This is a genomic window from Streptomyces sp. NPDC052114 (assembly GCF_040680155.1).
In the GTDB taxonomy this organism is placed as follows: domain Bacteria; phylum Actinomycetota; class Actinomycetes; order Streptomycetales; family Streptomycetaceae; genus Streptomyces.
Map to the genome: position 1 here is coordinate 327,485 of NZ_JBFAWC010000010.1, position 18,996 is coordinate 346,480.

12 protein-coding genes are annotated in these 18,996 nt (G+C 72.8%); 10 read left to right on the plus strand and 2 right to left on the minus strand.

Going from position 1 to position 18,996, the window contains the following annotated elements; translation table 11 throughout:
* Positions 1-180 precede the first annotated feature (180 nt).
* From AB0L89_RS23955 to AB0L89_RS23985, 7 genes are all read left to right on the plus strand, one after another.
* Positions 181-2,934, plus strand: coding sequence for a protein kinase (locus AB0L89_RS23955; protein ID WP_365144179.1), 2,754 nt, complete (start codon positions 181-183; stop codon positions 2,932-2,934).
* Between the two features lie 166 nt (positions 2,935-3,100).
* A complete protein-coding gene (locus AB0L89_RS23960; RefSeq protein WP_365144182.1) occupies positions 3,101-4,714 on the plus strand; it encodes a serine/threonine-protein kinase in 1,614 nt (537 codons plus the stop codon).
* Positions 4,715-4,972: 258 nt separating this feature from the next.
* A complete protein-coding gene (locus AB0L89_RS23965) occupies positions 4,973-6,460 on the plus strand; it encodes a serine/threonine-protein kinase (protein WP_365144305.1) in 1,488 nt (495 codons plus the stop codon).
* Between the two features lie 158 nt (positions 6,461-6,618).
* On the plus strand, positions 6,619-8,436 hold the full coding sequence (locus tag AB0L89_RS23970; protein ID WP_365144185.1) for a serine/threonine-protein kinase: 1,818 nt from the start codon (positions 6,619-6,621) through the stop codon (positions 8,434-8,436).
* Positions 8,437-8,527: 91 nt separating this feature from the next.
* Positions 8,528-10,438: a serine/threonine-protein kinase gene (locus tag AB0L89_RS23975; RefSeq protein ID WP_365144188.1), complete on the plus strand. Its 1,911-nt coding sequence runs from the start codon at positions 8,528-8,530 to the stop codon at positions 10,436-10,438.
* 162 nt (positions 10,439-10,600) lie between these two features.
* Positions 10,601-12,217 carry a succinic semialdehyde dehydrogenase gene (locus tag AB0L89_RS23980; protein ID WP_365144191.1) on the plus strand — a complete coding sequence of 539 codons (1,617 nt, stop codon included), beginning with the start codon at positions 10,601-10,603 and terminating at the stop codon, positions 12,215-12,217.
* 27 nt (positions 12,218-12,244) lie between these two features.
* Positions 12,245-14,098, plus strand: a complete 1,854-nt coding sequence (locus AB0L89_RS23985; RefSeq protein ID WP_365144194.1) for a GMC family oxidoreductase — start codon at positions 12,245-12,247, stop codon at positions 14,096-14,098.
* A gap of 127 nt (positions 14,099-14,225) precedes the next feature.
* On the opposite strand, the gene AB0L89_RS23990 is transcribed toward AB0L89_RS23985, so the two are convergent.
* Positions 14,226-15,275: an LAETG motif-containing sortase-dependent surface protein gene (locus AB0L89_RS23990; protein WP_365144197.1), complete on the minus strand. Its 1,050-nt coding sequence runs from the start codon at positions 15,273-15,275 to the stop codon at positions 14,226-14,228.
* Between the two features lie 268 nt (positions 15,276-15,543).
* Between AB0L89_RS23990 and AB0L89_RS23995 the strand changes: the two genes are divergently transcribed.
* The 3 genes from AB0L89_RS23995 to AB0L89_RS24005 all read left to right on the plus strand — a co-directional run bounded on the left by AB0L89_RS23995 (position 15,544) and on the right by AB0L89_RS24005 (position 17,783).
* A complete protein-coding gene (locus AB0L89_RS23995; protein ID WP_365144200.1) occupies positions 15,544-15,909 on the plus strand; it encodes a hypothetical protein in 366 nt (121 codons plus the stop codon).
* A gap of 189 nt (positions 15,910-16,098) precedes the next feature.
* Positions 16,099-16,908: a hypothetical protein gene (locus AB0L89_RS24000; RefSeq protein WP_365144203.1), complete on the plus strand. Its 810-nt coding sequence runs from the start codon at positions 16,099-16,101 to the stop codon at positions 16,906-16,908.
* 146 nt (positions 16,909-17,054) lie between these two features.
* Positions 17,055-17,783: a hypothetical protein gene (locus AB0L89_RS24005; RefSeq protein WP_365144206.1), complete on the plus strand. Its 729-nt coding sequence runs from the start codon at positions 17,055-17,057 to the stop codon at positions 17,781-17,783.
* A 672-nt stretch (positions 17,784-18,455) separates the two neighbouring features.
* Here the strand turns inward: AB0L89_RS24005 and AB0L89_RS24010 are convergent.
* Positions 18,456-18,800 (minus strand): chorismate mutase, encoded by a 345-nt coding sequence (locus AB0L89_RS24010; RefSeq protein ID WP_365144209.1) that lies wholly within the window; start codon positions 18,798-18,800, stop codon positions 18,456-18,458.
* Positions 18,801-18,996: the final 196 nt, after the last annotated feature.

Below are 18,996 nucleotides of genomic sequence, written 5' to 3' on the forward strand. Positions count from 1 at the left end.
GACAGAACCCATGGCCAAGGGGCGCCGTGATGCCGCGCGCCCCCGAGTTCGGGCCTGAGATCTCATATCCCTCATTGCGGTTCGCCCACGGCACGTATCGTGAGTGCCTGCGGACCGTAAGCAGCCGCAACGAGCCGCAAGACGAACGGAATTGACCACCGGGCGGACGGGGGAGGCATCGTGGACGACTATGCGGGACGGGTGCTCGCCGACCGTTACCGCCTGCCGCTGCCTCCCGCGGACGAGTACGAGCTCGCCGAGTCGCGCGCCTTCGACACCTACAGCGGCCAGGAAGTCCTGGTCAGACAGGTGCCGTTGCCCGAGATCGTCGAGGCCGAGGTGCTCGACGAGACCGATCTGCCCGACGGGTTCGTGCCGCGCGGCGGGGCGGGCGGGGCCGGGGTGCGCAGGCCCTCGGCGCGGACCACGCGCAGGCCCACGGATCCGGCGGTGCGGCGCGCGATCGAGGCGGCGCAGACCGCCGCGCAGATTCCGGACCACCCCCGGCTCGACCAGGTCTTCGACGTGTTCGCCGAGGGCGGCTCGCTGTGGATAGTCAGTGAGCTGGTGGCGGCCAGACCGCTGGCCGCGCTCCTGGCGGACCGGCCGCTCAGCCCCTACCGGGCCGCCGAGGTCGCGGCCGACGTCCTCGCGGCGCTGCGGGTGCTCCACGCGCACGGCTGGGTGCACCGCAACATCACGGCGCGGACCGTGTTGATATGCGATGACGGCCGCGTGATGCTGACCGGCCTCGCGGCCGGTGCCGCCGAGGAGGCGCTGTGCGGGTACGACCCGCGGCCGGTGGAGGCGGGCCAGCCCGCCGGTTCGGCGGGCTCCGTCGGGAACGTCGCGGAGTACGAGGCGGGACACGAAGCGGCGTACGACGCGGAGTACGAGGAGTACGAGGACGGGGACGCGCCCCTCGATCCCGCTCCGGAGCCGGCCGGGGGCGCGGACGCCGCGGTGCGGCGGACCGTCTCCGCGTACCGCACCGGCACCCTCGCCCTGCCCGGCGGCTACGCGTCCGCGTACGAAGGGCGCGACGAGCACGAGGGACGGGGCGGGGAGCGCGGGGACGACGAGCCCGGGACGCACGGGCGGATCTCCGATCCCTATGGCGTGGCGGGGACGAAGCCCTGGCACGGCGCGGTTCCGCGCAGCAGGAGCGCGGACGTGGGAGCACCCGAGGACACACGCGGTGGCGGCGCCGCGAACGGCGCGGGCCGGCACCCGGAGCCGGCCGACGGCAGGGACAGGGACACGGGCGTCGGCGGCTTCGGCGGGGCGGAGCCCGGGACGGCGCCGCGCGGAAGCTGGGACGACGACGGCGCCGAAGGGCCCGCCACGCGCGGCCCCGCCACCGCCCTCGCCGCCGAGCGCGCCCGGCACGCCCGCATGGTGGTCGTCGGGGCCGTCACCGAGCGCTGGTCGCCCGAGCAGGCCGGACCCGTGCACGAGAACTGGCGCCTCGCCGCGCCGATCGGCCCCGCCACCGACCTGTGGGCCCTCGGGGCGCTGCTCTTCCGCGCCGTCCAGGGACACGCGCCGTACCCCGAGGACAGCACGGCCGAGCTGGTCCAGCTCGTCTGCGCCGAGCCGCCCGCCTTCGCCGAGGAGTGCGGGCCGCTGCGCCCCGTGGTCGAGTCCCTGCTGCGTCAGGACCCCACCGACCGGCTCGACTTCGAGGAGCTGAGCGGCTGGCTGCGTTCGTTGGTGCGCTCCGCGCCGGAGCCGGAGGCCGGGGCGCACGTCGTGCCGGTGCCGCCGTACGACGCGGGGCGGCTGCCGATCGTGCGCCGCCGCGGCGAGGTCGTCCGCAAGCGCCGGGGCGGCACCGCGCCCGCCGAGGGGAACGGACACGGGCGGCACAAGCGGGGCAAGGGCCGGAGCGGGAAGGCCAGGGCGGACAAGGGCCAGGCCGGCAGGACCAGGGACCTGCGCGCCGCCCCGCCCGTGCAGCCGCCCGGCGACACGCGGGAGCCGCGCGACCCGGGCCCGTCCCACGACTCCGGACTCTCCCGCGACCTCGGACTGTCCCACGAGCCGGGGCTGTTCCGTGACTCCGGCCCGTTCCGCGAGCCCGGCCCCTCCCGCGGCGAAGGACCGGGCCGCCGCCCCGAGATGCCGCGCGCGCCCCGTCCCGCCCGCGAGCGCCCGGGCCGGCCGCCGCAGGCCCGTGGCGGTGCCCGGCCCCGTTCGCTGGGGCGGCTGTTGCTGCTGGCCATCCTCCTCGGTCTCGCCGCGGCCGTCGTCTACGCCATGATGTTCATGCCCAAGTCCGGCGAGAGCGGTTCGGGCGACCGGGCGGGGAACGCGGGCGAGGTCAGTTCGGCGCCGGAGGCGAGCGGCGGGACCGACGGCGGCAAGGACAAGCCGGAGAAGGACCAGTCGGACAAGGGGAAGCCCGACAAAGGCAAGCCCGACAAGGACAAGCCCGGCAAGAGCCCCGGTTCGCAGGAGCCGCAGACCGGGCCCGAGCTGCCGCAGGGCTTCACGCTGCGCAAGGACCCCGAGGGCTTCCGCGTCGCCGTCGCGAGCGGCTGGGACCGCCAGCCCAAGAACGGCCGGGGGCAGGTCCGTTACACGCACGGCGACTTCGAGCTCCTCGTGGTCCCCGGCCGCGACAGCACCGGCAGCTATGGCGGCGACCCCATGAAGTACCAGCGCGAGGACGAGCGCGAACTGCAGCCGTTCCGCGACTCCTCCTGGGCCACCTCCAGCGGCATGCGCCGCATCGACGTGGGCGGGCGGGCCATGGCGGAGGGGCAGTTCACCTGGCAGGACACCGGGGGACGCGAGGTCTACGTACGCAATCTGGTGATGGTCGTCGGCGGCAAGTACCACGTGGTGCAGGTGCGCGGGCCGGAGGCGGAGCGGGACGAGGTGACGCGGCTGTACGAACAGGCCTCTGCCAGCTACCAGGTCACCGGCTGAGCTCCGGTGCCGCGGACACCCACCGTGAGTGCCCGGACGACGGACCGTCAGCGTCCCGGCCCGCACGGGCCCGCTGAGGCGGGTGTGACCTAACAGTGCGGTCTCCTAAGGCCCCCTGTGGTTCCCTGCGCGGCCCCCGCTCCTTAACCTGGCCCTGTCAAGACCAATGCGGGGGAACGTGAATCAGACGCAGGGCCTGCTCCTCGCGGGCCGCTACCGACTCGGTGAGTCCATCGGCCGCGGTGGCATGGGACGGGTGTGGCGCGCGCAGGACGAGGTGCTGCACCGCGCGGTCGCCGTCAAGGAACTGACGGCCGCGCAGTACGTGCAGGAGGCCGACCGCGCGGTCCTCTTCACGCGGACGCAGACGGAGGCGCGGGCCGCCGCGCGGATCAACCACCCCGCCGTCGTCACCGTCCACGACGTCGTGCAGTACGACGACCGGCCCTGGATCGTCATGGAGCTGGTCGAGGGCCGTTCGCTGGCGGACGCCGTGAAGGACGACGGCCGCGTCGAGCCCGTGGAGGCCGCCCGCATCGGCCTGTGGACCCTCAAGGCGCTGCGTGCCGCGCACGCCGCCGGGGTCCTGCACCGCGACGTCAAGCCCGGCAACGTACTCCTGGCGACGGACCGGCGGATCCTGCTCACGGACTTCGGGATCGCGGCGATCGAGGGCGACTCGACGATCACGCGGACCGGCGAAGTCGTGGGATCCGTCGACTACTTGGCGCCCGAGCGGGTCAGCGGCTCGAATCCCGGGCCCGCCTCCGACCTGTGGGCGCTCGGCGCGACGCTGTACACGGCGGTCGAGGGCTACTCGCCGTTCCGCCGCACCTCGCCGCTCGGCACCATGCAGGCCGTCGTCACCGAGGAGCCCGCCCACCTCGAACACGCGGGCGCGCTCGCCCCGGTCATCAGCGCGCTCCTGCGCAAGGACCCGGCGGCCAGGCCGACCGCCGAGGAGGCCGAGCTGATGCTCGCCGAGGCGGCGGAGGGACGGCGGCCGAGCGGGGCGCAGGCGTACGTGCCGACGCAGGTGCACGCGTCCGGCGCCGGGGCCACCGGGACGCACACGGCGACGCCGGGGCAGGCCGGTGGCCCGCACCGCGGCGCCCCGAACGAGCTGTCCACCGTCGTCGCAGGGCCGGACCCGCACTCCACGGGCGGGCACGAACGCGGCGGGCGGCGGAGCCGGTTCGCCGTCGTCGCCCTCGTCGTCGTGGCCGCGCTGCTCGGTGGCGGCGGTGTCTTCGGCTATCTGCACTTCACGGGCGGCGACGGGCAGACCGGCACCCACGCGCAGACCCCCGGCAAGTCGGTGGGCGGCATCCCCGACGGCTGGGAGCGGGTGAACGACCCGGACGGCTTCAGCCTCATGCTGCCCAAGGGCTGGAAGCGCGAGGCCGACGGCAGCCAGGTCGACTACACGCCCGACGAGGGGCGGACCTTCCTGCGCATCAGCGTCGACGACAACCCCCAGTTCGAGAACCCCTACATGCACCAGGTGGCCCTGGAGAAGGGCCTGCGGGTCAAGCTGCCCGAGTACAAGCGGCTGCACCTGGACTCGAACACCTTCCGCGACCAGCCCGGCGCCCTGTGGGAGTTCAGCTGGACGGCGGGGGCGAACGACACGACGGCGGGTCCGCGCCGCGCCATCGACCAGGCGTATCTCGGTCGTGACGGCGTCGAGTACGCCATCTATCTGTCGGCCCCCGCCGACGACTGGGACACCAACCGGGAGCGGTTCGACGCCATGCTCCGGGGGTGGCGGGAGCGCTGAGCGCCCGCGCCCACCCCTGGGGTGTCTGGTACGGCCCCCAACTGGCGTGATCCGGCGGCCGGAACCCGCCCGCCGCTCGGTGAGACCCATTCCGTTCGCACACGTGTGGGGCATGATGGCCGCATGGGGAGCCTGGGAGACCACGCAGGTGGCACCGGCGCCGACGGGGGCAGCGTCGGCGGAGGCGGGTCCGGCAGGGGCAACACCCGTGTGATCGCGGGCCGTTACCGCCTGGAGGAACGGCTCGCCCGGGGCGGCATGGGGGTCGTCTGGCGCGCCACCGACCATCTTCTGGGCCGGCAGGTCGCCGTCAAGGAACTGGCGCTCGGCGAGGCGCTCTCCGACACCGAGGCGGCGCAGCAGCGCGAGCTGACCCTGCGCGAGGCGCGGGCGGTGGCGCAGCTGCGGCACCCGCACATCATCGTCGTCCACGACGTCGTCGTGCAGGACGAACATCCCTACGTCGTCATGGAGTTGATCGAGGGCGGCTCGCTGGCCGGGCGGATCCAGCGGTCCGGGCCGCTGGACGCGCACGCCGTCGCGCGGATCGGCATCGACCTGCTCGGCGCCCTGCGCACCGCCCACGCGTCGGGCATCCTGCACCGCGACCTCAAGCCCGCCAATGTGCTCCTGGAGAGCGCCACCGGCCGCGTCGTGCTCACCGACTTCGGGATCGCGCAGGTCACCGGGGCGACGACGCTCACGGAGGTGGGGTCGTTCGTCGGTTCGCCCGAGTACACGGCGCCGGAGCGGATGGCGGGGGAGCGGACCGGGCCCGAGTCCGACCTGTGGTCGCTGGGCGCGCTGCTCGTCACCGCGCTGGCCGGGGAGTCGCCGTTCCGCCGCGACTCGATCGGCGGCGTCCTGCACGCCGTCGTCTACGAGGAGTTACGCCCGCCGCCGGCGGCCGCCCCGCTGCTGCCCGTCGTGCTCGGCCTCCTGGAGCGCGACCCCGACCGGCGGCTCGACGCGGCGGAGGCGGAGCGGTTGCTGCGGGCGTACGTCGAGACGGGGCGGATGCCCGCGGTGACGCGGGAGAGACCGGGGTGGCGCACCGGACTCCCGGGGCTTCCCGGACGTGCGGGGTCATCGGGCCGCCCGGGGCCCGACGGGCACGGCAGGGCCGTCCTGATCGCCGCCGCGCTGGTGGCCGCCGTCGCCGGGGCCGGGGTCTCCGCCGTGTTCCTGCTGGCCCGGGGTGGCGACGGCGGCGGCACCCCGGGCACCTCGTCGTCCGCGCCCGCGCCCTCGCCCAGTCCCACGGTCAGCGTGACGACCGCGACGCCGGGGCCCTCGACGCCCGAGGCCCCGCAGGGCTACCGCATCGCGAAGGACCCCGAGGGCTTCGCGCTCGCCGTGCCGGAGGGCTTCCGGCGCCAGGCGGACGGGCCCCGCGTCTCCTACGTATCGCCCGGCGGCACCTATCGCATCGGCATCAGGAGGACGGCGACCGAGCCCGGCGGCCCGCTCGCCGCGCAGCGCCGCGCCGCCGCCGAGGGGCCCCGGAGCAACCCCGGCTACCGCGACGGCAGGGTCTCGGAGACCACGCGCAACGGCAGGCCCGCCGCCCTGCGGGAGTTCACCTGGAACGGCTTCAGCGCGGCGGAGGGTGCCCGGCGCACGGTCGACCTCTGCTGGGAGGAGGGCGGCCGGATGTACTCCGTGTGGGTCTCGGCGCCGGTGGCGGACGCGGCGCAGGGCCGGCGGTACTTCGACGCGGCGGTCGACACGTTCGTGCGCCGCTGAGTCGGCGGCGTACGGGCGCGGCCGAGCCGTCCCCGTACGCCGCCGGGGCGGGGGCCACGCCCGCGTACGCCGATGCCGGAGGGCCCCGTGCATCGCCCCGGTCACAAGTGGGCGGCCTGGCTGGAAACGGGGGTGCCCCGCAAGGTACTCATGAGGGCATGAGTAACAACGGGGGAGCCTCCTACGGCCCGTACGAACCCACCAGCTTCGGCCTCCAGCCGCCGCAACAGCCCGGCGTACCAGGGCAATCCGGCCAGAGCGGTGGTGCTCACCCCGACAACCCGTACGCGCAGTCGCAGCAGCCTTCGCAGCAACCGCCGTCGCAGCAGCCCCAGCAGGCCGCCGCTCCCACGCCGCCGCCCTCCCCGTACGCGCAGCCCACCCAGGCCGTGCCGCACCAGCCCCAGCAGGCCGCGGCGCACCAGCCGCACCAGGCCGCGGCGGGTCGGCCGGACCGGTCCGCCGAACCCGAGCCCGGCGCCGGGCGGCTGATCGCGGGCCGTTACCGGCTGCTCGCCAAGCTCGGCCACGGCGGCATGGGCACGGTGTGGCGCGCCAAGGACGAGACGGTGGACCGCGAGGTCGCCGTGAAGGAGCCGCGGCTCCCCGACCACCTGCCCGAGCGCGAGCGCGCCAACGCCTTCGAGCGGATGCGCCGCGAGGCGCGCGCCGCGGCCCGTCTCGACCACCCGGCCGTCGTCAACGTCCACGACGTGGCGGTCGAGGAGGGCCAGCCGTGGATCGTCATGGAGCTGGTCCAGGGCCGTTCGCTCGGCGCCGCGCTCCAGGAGGGCACGCTGGGCGCCAGGGAGGCCGCCCGCGTCGGCCTCGACGTGCTGAACGCGCTGGACGCCGCGCACCAGGCCGGCATCCTGCACCGCGACGTGAAGCCGGACAACGTGATGCTCGGCCAGCACGACCGCGTCGTCCTGACCGACTTCGGCATCGCCCAGATCGAGGGCGAGACGAACCTGACGGACACCGGCGGCTTCGTCGGCTCGCCCGAATTCATCGCCCCGGAACGGGTGTTGGGCCAGCGGCCCGGTCCGGCGTCCGACCTGTGGTCGCTGGGTGTCGTGCTGTACGCCGCGACGGAGGGCGTCTCGCCCTTCCGCCGCACCAACACCCCCGCGACGCTCCAGTCCGTCCTGAACGCGACGCCGGCCGCGCCCGCGTCCGCCTCGGGCCCGCTCGCCGAAGCGATCAACCGTCTGCTGGTCAAGGACCCCGGTCAGCGCCCGAACGCCGCGCAGGTCCGCGCCCTCCTGGAGGAGGCGGCCAGGCCCCCGCAGCCGGCGCCGACGCAGGTCGTGACGGTCGCGGGCGCCGGTGACGCCCCGCGCGGCAAGGGCATCTTCCTGAGCCGCAAGGCGCTCGCGGCCGTCGCCGGCGTGGTCGTCGCGGCGGTGGCGGCGGGCGTACTGGTGGCGGTGAATCCTTTCGGGGGGTCGGACGCGGAGGGCTGGACGACACACGCGTCGAAGGAACTGGCCGCGACCGTTGCCGTCCCCGAGGGCTACAAGAAGTCCGAGGACGACGACTCGGACGAGAAGAAGCACTGGGTCCAGTTCACCGACGCGAGCGGCAGCGTCTGGATCAGCCTCTCCCTCCTGAAGAAGTCCGAGGACGCCAACGGAGAGATCGCGGCGACCGCGGCGGCCGAGATGTACGACGACGACGCGGACTACAAGAAGTCCGGCAACTACGACCTCGGCATGGGCACCGACCCCGCTCCCACGAGCGACTCGAAGGAGACCGAGTTCAAGGGCGAGAAGGCCGCGGAGAACACGGTCGTCTACTCCACCTCGGACAGCGAGAATCCGCTCCCGCGCGAGCTGAAGGCCTTCTACTACAAGACCAAGTCCGGCGACATGTACAAGCTGCTGATCGGCTACCCGGGCAAGGGCGACTTCACCGAACGCGGCCGGGAGGTCGCCAGGACCGCCATCGCGGACCTGGAACTCGACAAGCTCTGAGTCCGGTCCGGGTCCGCCCCGCCGACTCCCCACTGTCACAGGTGGATCACCGCGCTGGTCGTGGACGTCCCCCGCACGGTACTCATGAGGCATGAGCACTGACGGGGGACGCCGGGACGAGGTGCGCCGGGACGGCGGACGTCTGATCGGGGGGCGTTACCGCCTGGCCGAGCGCATCGGCTCCGGAGGCATGGGCACCGTATGGCGTGCCGTCGACGAGCTGGTCGGACGGGACGTCGCGGTCAAACAGCCGCGGCTGCCCGGCGATCCGCACGACGCCGCGCACCGGCGCGCCTACGCCCGGCTGCACCGCGAGGCGCGCGCCGCGGCGAGCGTCGACCATCCGGCGGCGGTCACCATCCACGACGTGGTCCTGGAGGACGGACTGCCGTGGATCGTCATGGAGTTGATCCGCGGGGAGTCCCTGCACGAGATGCTCCAGCGCGGCGCGGCGGCGCCGCGGGAGACGGCCCGCATCGGCCTCGCGGTCGTCGGCGCGCTGGCCGCCGCGCACGCGCGGGGCATCGTGCACCGCGACGTGAAGCCCGCCAACGTCCTCATCGGCTCGCACGGCCGCGTCGTCCTGACCGACTTCGGCATCGCGCACATCCGGGGCGAGGAGTCCCTGACGGTGAGCGGCGAGTTCGTCGGCTCGCTCGAATTCATCGCGCCCGAGCGGATGTCGGGGCGCCCGGCGGGCCCCGAGTCCGACCTGTGGTCGCTCGGCGTCCTGCTGTACGCGGCCGTCGAGGGCTGGTCTCCCTTCCGGCGTACGACACTTGAGTCCACGCTCGCCGCCGTCCTCTCGGCGGAGGTGCCGCCGCCGGTGCGCGCGGGCCGGCTCGCGCCGCTGATCCAGCGGCTGCTGTGCAAGGACCCCGAGGCGCGGCCCGACGCCTCGGAGGTGCGGGCGGCGCTGGAGGCGGTGGCGGCGGGGCGGCCGCTGCCGGAGCCGTTCGGCGCCGACCGGGCGCAGGACCCCTCGGGGCTGCGGGAGGTGTCCGACGACCAGGACCCCTCGGGGTCCCGTGAGTCGTCGGACGACGTGGGCACGCTGCGGATCTCGCGGGGGCCGGAGGACTCGGCGGTGCCGGGGGCGAGTGCGGTGCCCGGGGCGAGCGCGGCGCCGGGGGCGAGTGCGGTACCGGAGACGGGGAAGGGCGCGGGAGCCGGGCAGGACGCGGACGCCGGGCAGGACGCGGACTCCTGGCAGGACACAGGTGCCGGTCGGGACGCAGGCGCCGGTCGGGACACAGGTGCCGGTCCGGACACAGGTGCCGGTCAGCGCCGGACCACCGGCCCCACTGGCCCCACCGTCGCCTCTGCCCCCACCGGCGCCACTCCCCGCCGTACCCCCGCCCTGATCGCCGCCGCGCTCGCCGGCGCCCTCCTCGTGGGCGGCGGGGTCTGGCTGGGCGTCTCGATGGGGGACAAGGGCGAGGAGGGGACGTCGTACTCCGAGGCCGAGGTGGGCGAGGCCGCGCCGCCGGACATGGTGGAGCCGACCGAGAAGCAGCTCACCTGGAAGACCCGCCCCGAGCGCATGCTCGACGCGGAGATGTCCGTGCCGACCACGTACAAGGTGTTCGCGCGCGAGGACAGCGACGCCGACCACGAGCGGACCTCGTCCCGCCTGGTGGTCTACAGCCCGTCCGAGAGCAGCCTGCTCCAGGTCCGGCTCACCAAGGAGGACACGGTGTCGACGCCCGCCATGACCTGGGCCAGGCAGGAGGCGTCGATCTGGCACGACAACGACAACGGCGCGCGCACCAACTACACGCGGACGTCCTTCCACGGCTATGACGCGGTCATCGCCGACACGACGTACGACGACGGCACCGCGACCCGCTGCATGCAGCTCATGATCATCACCGATGACCAGGAGTACTACGAGCTGCGCGTGGACATGCCCAAGGGTACGCCGGAGGAGAAGGAGGGCACCGCGCTCTTCAAGGGCGCGCGCGAGCGGCTCAAGGTCGGCAAGGACATGGTCGGCTCCTGATGGTCAACTCCCGGGAAATGCCCTGACGGCGACCCGCACGCCCCCGACAACGCCCTGATCAGCGGCTTTGTCGCCAGCAATCACTGGCGTCGTGTGAGTGACCGGTGAAGGGCCGTTACCGATGGGTACCCAAAAGCCTGACGTGGGCCTACTCTCACGAGCATGACGGACTCGCAGGCCACCGCAGCGCCCCTCGGAACGAACCCGACCGCCCCGGCCCCCGCAGGCGCGCGCACCGCCGCCGACGTGGTCACGCCCGAGCTGGTCGCCCAGCTCACCCGTGACGTCGTCGGCTCGGGACGCACGGTCAACCACACGCCGCTCACCGGCGAGAAGCTGGCCGACCTGCCCGAGTCCACCCCCGAGGACGTCGTCACCGCCTTCGAGCGGGCCCGCACCGCCCAGATCGCCTGGGCCAGGACCCCGGTCAGGCAGCGCGCCGCCGTCCTGCTGCGCTTCCACGACCTGGTGCTCCAGCGCCAGGCCGAGGTCCTCGACCTGATCCAGCTGGAGACCGGCAAGGCCCGCCTCCACGCGCACGAGGAGATCCAGGCCGTCGCGGTCGCCGCCCGGCACTACGGCCGCAAGGCCCCCGCCTACCTGAGCCCCAAGCGGCACACCGGCGTCGTCCCGACCCTCACCAAGGTCGTCGAGAACCGCCAGCCGCGCGGTGTCGTCGGCCAGATAGCGCCCTGGAACTACCCCTTCGAGCTGTCCATCGGCGACGCGCTGCCCGCCCTCGTCGCGGGCAACGCCCTCGTGATGAAGCCCGACACGGAGACCTGCCTGACCGCCCTGTGGGCCCGGGACCTGATCATCGAGGCGGGCCTGCCGTCCGAGGTCTTCCAGGTCGTCCTCGGCGAGGGCCCGGTCATCGGCCCCGAGGTCGTCAAGCACGCCGACTACGTCTCCTTCACCGGCTCCACCCGCACCGGCCGCGAGGTCGCCCAGGGCGCCGCCGCACGCCTCGTCGGCGTCTCGCTCGAACTCGGCGGCAAGAACGCCATGCTGGTGCTGCACGACGCCGACGTCGAGAAGGCCGCCGCGGGCGCGGTCCGCGCCTGCTTCTCCTCCGCCGGTCAACTGTGCATCTCCATCGAGCGGTTGTACGTCCACGAGTCGATCGCCGACGCGTTCGTGGCGCGCTTCGCCGAGCGCACGAAGGCCATGCGGCTCGGCAAGTCCCTCGCGTACGGCGCCGACATGGGCTCCCTCGTGGGCGAGCGCCAGCTGGAGACCGTGACCCGGCACGTGGACGAGGCCGTCGCCAAGGGCGCCACGCTCGTCGCGGGCGGCGTCGCCCGCCCCGACATCGGCCCCTTCTTCTACGAGCCGACCATCCTGGACGGCGTCGAGGCCCCGATGTCGGTCTGCGGCGAGGAGACCTTCGGCCCCGTCGTCTCCGTCTACCGCTTCACGGACGAGAACGAGGCGGTCGAGCTCGCCAACGCCACGTCGTACGGCCTGAACTCCTCGGTCTGGACGAAGGACGGGAAGCGCGGCCGCGACGTCGCCGCCCGCCTGCGCACCGGCACCGTCAACGTCAACGAGGGCTACGCGCCCGCCTACGGCAGCGTGCAGTCCCCGATGGGCGGCATGAAGGAGTCCGGACTCGGCCGCCGGCACGGCTCCGAGGGCATCCTCAAGTACACCGAGGCACAGACCGTCGCCACCCAGCGGATCATGCCGCTCGCGCCGTCCTTCGGCCTGGACGACGAGAAGTACGCGGCGTTCATGAGCGCCAGCCTCAAGGTCATGAAGGCGTTCCGCCTGCGCTAGTGCGTTAGTTCTCAACGAGGAGAGTCAATGTCACAGGAGAGCTCTGCCCAGAACCAGGCGGGCGACGACGCCACGTACGACTACGACGTCATCGTCGTGGGCAGCGGCTTCGGCGGCGCCGTCTCCGCGCTGCGCCTGACGGAGAAGGGCTACCGCGTCGGCGTGCTCGAAGCCGGTCGCCGCTTCACGCGCGCCACCCTGCCCAAGAACTCCTGGGACCTGAAGAACTACCTCTGGGCCCCGGCCCTCGGGCTCTTCGGCATCCAGCGCATCCACCTGCTCGGCAACGTGATGGTGCTGGCGGGCGCGGGGGTCGGCGGCGGCTCGCTGAACTACGCCAACACGCTCTACGTACCGCCCGCCCCGTTCTTCAACGACCCGCAGTGGAAGGACATCACGGACTGGCAGGACGAGCTGCACCCCTACTACGAGCAGGCCAAGCGCATGCTCGGCGTGCGGCTCAACCCCACGACCACGCCCTCGGACGTGCACCTCAAGGCGACCGCCGAGGAGATGGGGGTCGGCGACAGCTTCCACATGGCGCCCGTCGGCGTCTTCTTCGGCGACAAGGAGGACGCGGACGGTACGTCAACGGCCAGGCCCGGCATGGAAGTTCCCGACCCCTACTTCGGTGGCGCGGGCCCCTCCCGCAAGGCCTGCACCGAGTGCGGCGAGTGCATGACCGGCTGCCGGCACGGCGCGAAGAACACCCTCAACGAGAACTACCTCTACCTCGCGGAGAAGGCGGGCGCGGTCGTCCACCCGATGACCTCGGTCGTCGCGGTCACCGAGGACTCGCGGGGCGGGTACGCCGTGTCCACGCTGCCCACCGACGACAAGCGCAAGGGCCGGGGCCGCGTCCTGCGGGCCCGCAAGGTCGTCGTCGCCGCCGGCACCTACGGCACCCAGACGCTCCTGCACCGCATGAAGGACAACGGCCTGCTGCCGCGCATCTCCCCGCGGCTCGGCTCGCTGACCCGCACCAACTCCGAGGCCCTGGTGGGCGCCCAGACCACCGACCGCCGCTACCGCAAGCGGCACGGCGCCCCGAAGGTCGACTTCACCAAGGGCGTCGCGATCACCTCGTCGATCCACCCGGACGACAACACCCACATCGAGCCCGTCCGCTACGGCAAGAAGTCCAACGCGATGGGCGGCATGACGCTGCTCCAGGTCCCGTACAGCGTGAAGGGCGGCAAGGACCGGGTCGCCGGCTGGCTGGTCAACATGGCGCGCCACCCGCTGCTCGCCGTCCGCTCGCTCTCCAACCGCCGCTGGTCGGAGCGGACCATCATCGGCCTGGTCATGCAGTCGCTCGACAACTCCCTGACCACGTACCGCAAGGAGAAGGGCATCGGGAAGGGCCTGCTGACCGCGCGCCAGGGCCACGGCGCGCCCAACCCGAACCAGATCCCCGAGGCCACGCGCGCGGCGACGATCCTCTCCCAGGAGATCAACGGCTTCGCGGGCTCCAACATCGGGGAGCTGATGGGCACCCCGCTGACCGCGCACTTCCTCGGCGGCTGCCCCATCGGCGACTCCGCGGACACCGGTGTCATCGACCCCTACCACCGGCTCTACGGCCACCCGGGCATCTCGGTCGTCGACGGCGCCGCGGTCACCGCGAACCTCGGCGTGAACCCGTCCCTGACGATCACCGCGCAGGCCGAGCGCGCGATGTCGTTCTGGCCCAACAAGGGCGGCGAGGACCCGCGTCCGGCGCAGGGCGCGCGGTACGTGCGTCTCGCGGCGGTCGAGCCGAAGACGCCGGCGGTCCCCGCGGACGCGTTCGGCGCGCTGCGGCTGCCGTTCCTGGGGATGCCGACGGTGCCGACGAAGAAGAGCGCCCCGACGAAGAAGAGCGCCTCGCCGAAGAAGTAGCTCCTGCGAGAAGAACTGTCCCCGGACACACGGAAGGACCTGCGCCCCCCTCCGAGCGCAGGTCCTTCCGTGTGTTCAGGTGCCGCTGTCGCGCGGCGGGCGCCGCGTCACGCGGCGCGGTTCCGCGTCACGCGGTGGTGTCGGCCTTGCGGCGACGGACGACGAAGACCGCGCCCGCACCGGCGACGACGGCGGCGGCACCGACGAGACCGACGGTCGGCAGCATCGAGCTGGAGCCGGTCTCGGCGAGGCTGCCGGTGGGCTGGAACTCCCTGGCGCCGCCCTGCGGCTGCTTGACGCCCGACGGCAGCTTCTTGCCCGGCTGCCGCGGGGCCGTGCCCGGGTTGTCGTTGTCGCTGCCCGCCTTCAGGATCGTCAGCGGGTAGTACGCGAACGAGGTGTGCGTGCAGTCGGAGTCGCTGTCGACGTAGCTGCCGACACCGACCGCGTAGCCCGGACCCGCCGGGGCCTTGGAGCTGATGTCGACGCGCAGCTTGATGTCGACCTTCTCCTTGGCGCCGAGCTCGGTGACGCCGAAGGCGAGGCCGCCGTTCAGGTCGCCGTCGATCGACTCCCAGGCCTTGGTCTCAGGGTTGAAGTACTGCAGGTTCGTGTAGTCGCTCAGCCACTTGTCCGCGTCGCTGAAGTCGTCGTTGTCCACGGCCGCGACCCAGTTGACCGCGCCGAGCGCCTCATCGGTGGGGTTGACGGCGGTCAGCGTGAACGGGTGCCAGCCGCTGCCCGCGACGATCTTGCCGGGCAGGCCCTTGAGGTCGACGTCCAGCACCGAGTCGGCGTCCACGCCGTCCTCGTCGACCGGGCACTCCTCGGGCTCCGAGGGGTCCTCGGTGGGCTCCTCGGTCGGCTCCTCGGTCTCGGTCGGCTCCTCGGTCGGCTCTTCCGTCTCGGTGGGCTCGTCCGTCGGCTCCGCCGTCTCGGTCGGCTCTTCCGTCTCGGTCGGCTTCTCCGTCGGCTTCTCCGTCGGCTTTTCCGTCTCGGTCGGCTCGTCGGTCGGCTCCGGCGTCTCGGTGGGCGTCTCGGTCGGCTCGGGCGTCTCGGCGGCCGTCACGGCCGAGGTGGTGTCCTCGGTCGCGAAGGCGACCGGGGCCGACAGCAGCGCGATCGGGGCGATGGCGGCGGTAGCGGCGGCGGCAGCCACGGCACGGCGAAGCTTCATGAAGACCTCGGGAAGTCCGGCGCACTGCCTGGGCGGCAGCACGGAGGTGGAGGCCTCCGCGGCGTGGGGACGCGGGTGTGGCCGTTGTTACTGCATGCATGACCTGCGATCCCTGTGAATGGTTGTCCTCGATTTCACAGAATTCTTATGTGGCGTGACTCACATGGCTTGCCCTGTCGTGACGGGGTGCCGTAGAACTTCCCCCGCTCATGAGCCGATCGGACGTTCGAAGGATCGGCTCGGGACGTCGTGAGGGGGAGGGGACAGCGTGGCCATACCCGACGAGGTGTGGGAGAGGTTCGAGAAGGACAGCGAACGGGACATCCGCGCGTCGGCACCGAAGGAGCCTTCGGCGCGGGCCCGCATGGTGGCCGAAAGGCTGCGGCGCCTGGACGAGGAGGCCGAGCGCCAACGGGCCGAACAGGAGGGCCGGATCCGCCGCATGCGCCGCAAGCGGGACGCCGAGCCGACGCGGTGGCGCCCGGACGACTGGCGTGCGGCACCGACGGGCCCGCGCCGCAGCGAGCGCTCCGAGCGCCGTCGCCGGGTGTGGAGCGTGGTGATCGTGATCGGCGGCATGGCCCTGGCCATCGCGCTGCTCAGCCCGTTCCGGTTCTGGATCTGGGGCTGGTGACGCCGGAATCCGAGGCCTGCGAGCCGCGCCCTGAGGCCTGAGCCGCGCCCTGAGGCCTGAGAGCCGCGCCCTGAGGCCGGTGCGGGCATCGGGTGCCGGTGAGGGAACCGGAATGGATCACTTCCCGTCGTAGCAGGGGTGCGGGTGACTCCGCACGGTGCGAGACGCAAGTGAGCGGGGGAAGTGGACGTGAAGTCATCAGTGTCGCGGTTCGTGGTGGCCGCCTCCGTCGTGGCCGCCCTCGGGGCGAGCGCCGCGTGCAGCAGCAGCGGTGACGACGACAAGAAGCAGGCGAAGCCGGGGGCGAGCGCGGACGCGGGGTCGCAGGACGGCGCGGCCGGGCGGTTGGCGAAGGCGGTCCTCGCCTCCGGTGACGTCAAGGGGTACGAGGTCGAGACGCCGGACGAGTCGGAGGCCGGAGCGAACGCCGGTCCCGGGGCGGCCGGCGCGGCGTCCCCCGCGGAGTGCGGCCCGCTCGTGTCCGTGCCGGGCAGCGGCTCGATGGCGAAGGCGAGGGCGAAGGGCGGCGCCGACCGCGTCCTGACCCCCAAGAGCGACAAGGACCTCACCACGACCGAGGTGCGGCTCTCCGCCTTCGCCGAGAAGGACGCGAAGCGGGTCATGGCCGACCTGCGCGCCGCGTCGACGTCGAAGAAGTGCGCCGACTTCCACGCGGGCGACCTCCGGTACGTCGGGATCAAGCCACTGTCCACGGCGGACAAGCGGGGCGGATCGGGCGCGTCCGGCGCCGGTGACGAGGCGGTCTCGTACGAAATGGCCCACCGCAGGGGCGAGTACACGAAGCGCGAGACCGTCACGGTCGTCCGCGACGGCGGCACGCTCGCGGTCTTCACGGCCTCGAACCTCTACGACCCCGAAGGCGTCCAGCGCGACAAGGAGGCCGCGAAGGACGGCATGGAGGGCGTCGGGACGCCGACGGCGGACGAGGACCCGAAGGTCGCGCCCGAGATCGTCGACGCCCAACTCGCCAAGCTCTGACGCCCACCTCACACGCGTTCCGTACAACCTTTTCGGCGGTTTCTGATCGTTACGCAAAAGGCTGGTGGGGAGCGTGATTCTGCCGCTTTCATGTCGCCTCGGCGCGGGCCCTTCGCCCGCGCCGTGGGAACGTGAAGGTAGGAAACGTGAAGTCAACTGTGTCTCGGGCCGTCGTGGCCGCGTCCGTCACGGTCGCGCTGGGCCTGACCGCAGCATGCGGCGGCAGTGGCGACGGCGACGGCGAGAAGTCGTCGGAGCCGGCCAAGTCCGCGCAGGGGGCCGGGGCCTCGAAGCCGGCCGGGAAGAAGCCGGCCGCACTGACCGCCGCCGACCTGGAGAAGGCGGTGCTCGCCAAGGGCGACCTCAAGGGCTACAAGGTCGAGAAGATGTCCGCGGCGGACATGCCGTCGGAGACCTACCCCGCCGACCCGGCCGCGTGCCAGCCGTTCGCCGACATGTTCATGTTCGCCACCCAGCCGGCGGCGAAGGCCCGCGTCGGCCGGACCCTGACCGGCCCCGACGCCCTGGACGCCACGGTCGTCTCGCTCGCGCTGATCGCGCACGAGGACGCCGACGCGAAGAAGGTCATGGCCGATCTGCGGACGGCCACGAAGAAGTGCACCGCGTACGAGCACGCGGACTCCACGTACCGCGACGTCGCCGCGCTGCCCGCCCCGAAGGCGGGCGACGAGGCCGTCTCGTACAAGGTCGTGGGGCTCATCGAGGGCCAGAAGACGCCGATGAGCTTCACCGTCGTCCGCAGCGGCCCGACGCTCGCGGCCTTCTACTCGATCAACCTGCTCGAACCGAAGAAGTTCGGCGTACCGACGAAGATCGTCGACGCGCAGGTCGAGAAGGTCGAGAAGGCTGCGTAGTCGGCCGAGCGGTAGATCCGTAGATCCGTAGGCCAGTAGATCCGTAGGCCCGTAGACCCGCGTTACCGCTGTCGGCAGAGCGAAGGGCCCCGCGGGACGGATCCGCGGGGCCCTTGGCTGTCAGCACCGACGTCAGGGCAGCGTCGGTGCCTCGGGGCGGCGCCGGGGGGAGTGCGCCGCTGGTTCGAGGTGCCGGTGGCCGACCCGGCGCACAAGGGGCGCTCGCGTGGTATCGACCTCTGGCAATGCAGCTGTGGACGAGGGGACTTGGAGCCCGCCCTTCTTACGCATCGTGCTCGATGTGTTGTTGGCGGCGCAACCGTTTCGACCACATCTATAGGGGAAAGAGCCGGGTGATCCGGGGGACGGAGGCCGGTCGGCTCCGGGCGTCCCCGGAGCCGACCGTTCTCTTGGGTGACCGGGCTGCTGTCCCCTGCCGTCCGGTCACATCACTGGAGCGAGGTCCCACGGCGTACGACGATCCGTACGCCTCATCGCTCCAGCGGAGCCACGCGTGGTTCTTGCGGGCCCGCCCCTGGCTGACACGGACACCGGGACCAACGAAGCCCGGCCGGAACCGGTCACGCGCCGTACGGGTGAGAACCGATCCGAACTCAGATCCGCAGGTACCCGCGCACCGGTGGCGGGCCTGGCCCGCCCCGCGCGGCGGGGTCAGACCCGGCCCCGGCACAGCTCCAGGAGCGTCATCGCGAGCGTCGTGCCGGGCTTGCCGAGCGCGTCCCTGTAGTGGCCGAGGATCTCCATCTCGCGGGAGAGGTTCACGCGGCGGCCGCCGGACGTGATGCGGGCCTCCTGGATGACGGCCGAGACGGCCATCCGTTCGTGGATCAGGCCGATGATGCGGTCGTCGAGGGTGTCGATCCGCTCACGTGCGTTCTCGATCACGCCGACGGCCTCGGGCGTGTGGGCGCCGGTCTTCTCGGCGGCGGTGGCGGAGGAGGCCGCGGCGGGGACGGTCGCGGTGGTCGCGGCGGCGGTGGTCGCGGTGGTGGTCATCGGGGGCTCCTTGTCGGAAGGGGTGCCCCGGAGCGGCAGGACCCGCGAACGACAGAGCGCCCCGGGCCTTGTCGGCCCGGGGCGCCCGGTAAGTCGCTTGTCAGTGGATCAAGCAGCTCGACCATGGCAGCCGGCAGGCCGGTTGCCATAGGTAAAGAGGAAGCTGAGGTGCTTGGTCACGGGCTCAGTATGCCCC

What these genes read in the sequence shown, in the direction of transcription:
- AB0L89_RS23980 (WP_365144191.1), top strand. Translation starts at nt 10,601, where the DNA reads ATGACGGACTCGCAGGCCACCGCAGCGCCCCTCGGAACGAACCCGACC.
- AB0L89_RS23975 (WP_365144188.1), top strand. Translation starts at nt 8,528, where the DNA reads ATGAGCACTGACGGGGGACGCCGGGACGAGGTGCGCCGGGACGGCGGA.
- AB0L89_RS23960 (WP_365144182.1), top strand. Translation starts at nt 3,101, where the DNA reads ATGCGGGGGAACGTGAATCAGACGCAGGGCCTGCTCCTCGCGGGCCGC.
- AB0L89_RS24010 (WP_365144209.1), bottom strand. Translation starts at nt 18,800, where the DNA reads ATGACCACCACCGCGACCACCGCCGCCGCGACCACCGCGACCGTCCCC.
- AB0L89_RS23990 (WP_365144197.1), bottom strand. Translation starts at nt 15,275, where the DNA reads ATGAAGCTTCGCCGTGCCGTGGCTGCCGCCGCCGCTACCGCCGCCATC.
- AB0L89_RS23985 (WP_365144194.1), top strand. Translation starts at nt 12,245, where the DNA reads ATGTCACAGGAGAGCTCTGCCCAGAACCAGGCGGGCGACGACGCCACG.
- AB0L89_RS23965 (WP_365144305.1), top strand. Translation starts at nt 4,973, where the DNA reads ATGGGGGTCGTCTGGCGCGCCACCGACCATCTTCTGGGCCGGCAGGTC.
- AB0L89_RS23970 (WP_365144185.1), top strand. Translation starts at nt 6,619, where the DNA reads ATGAGTAACAACGGGGGAGCCTCCTACGGCCCGTACGAACCCACCAGC.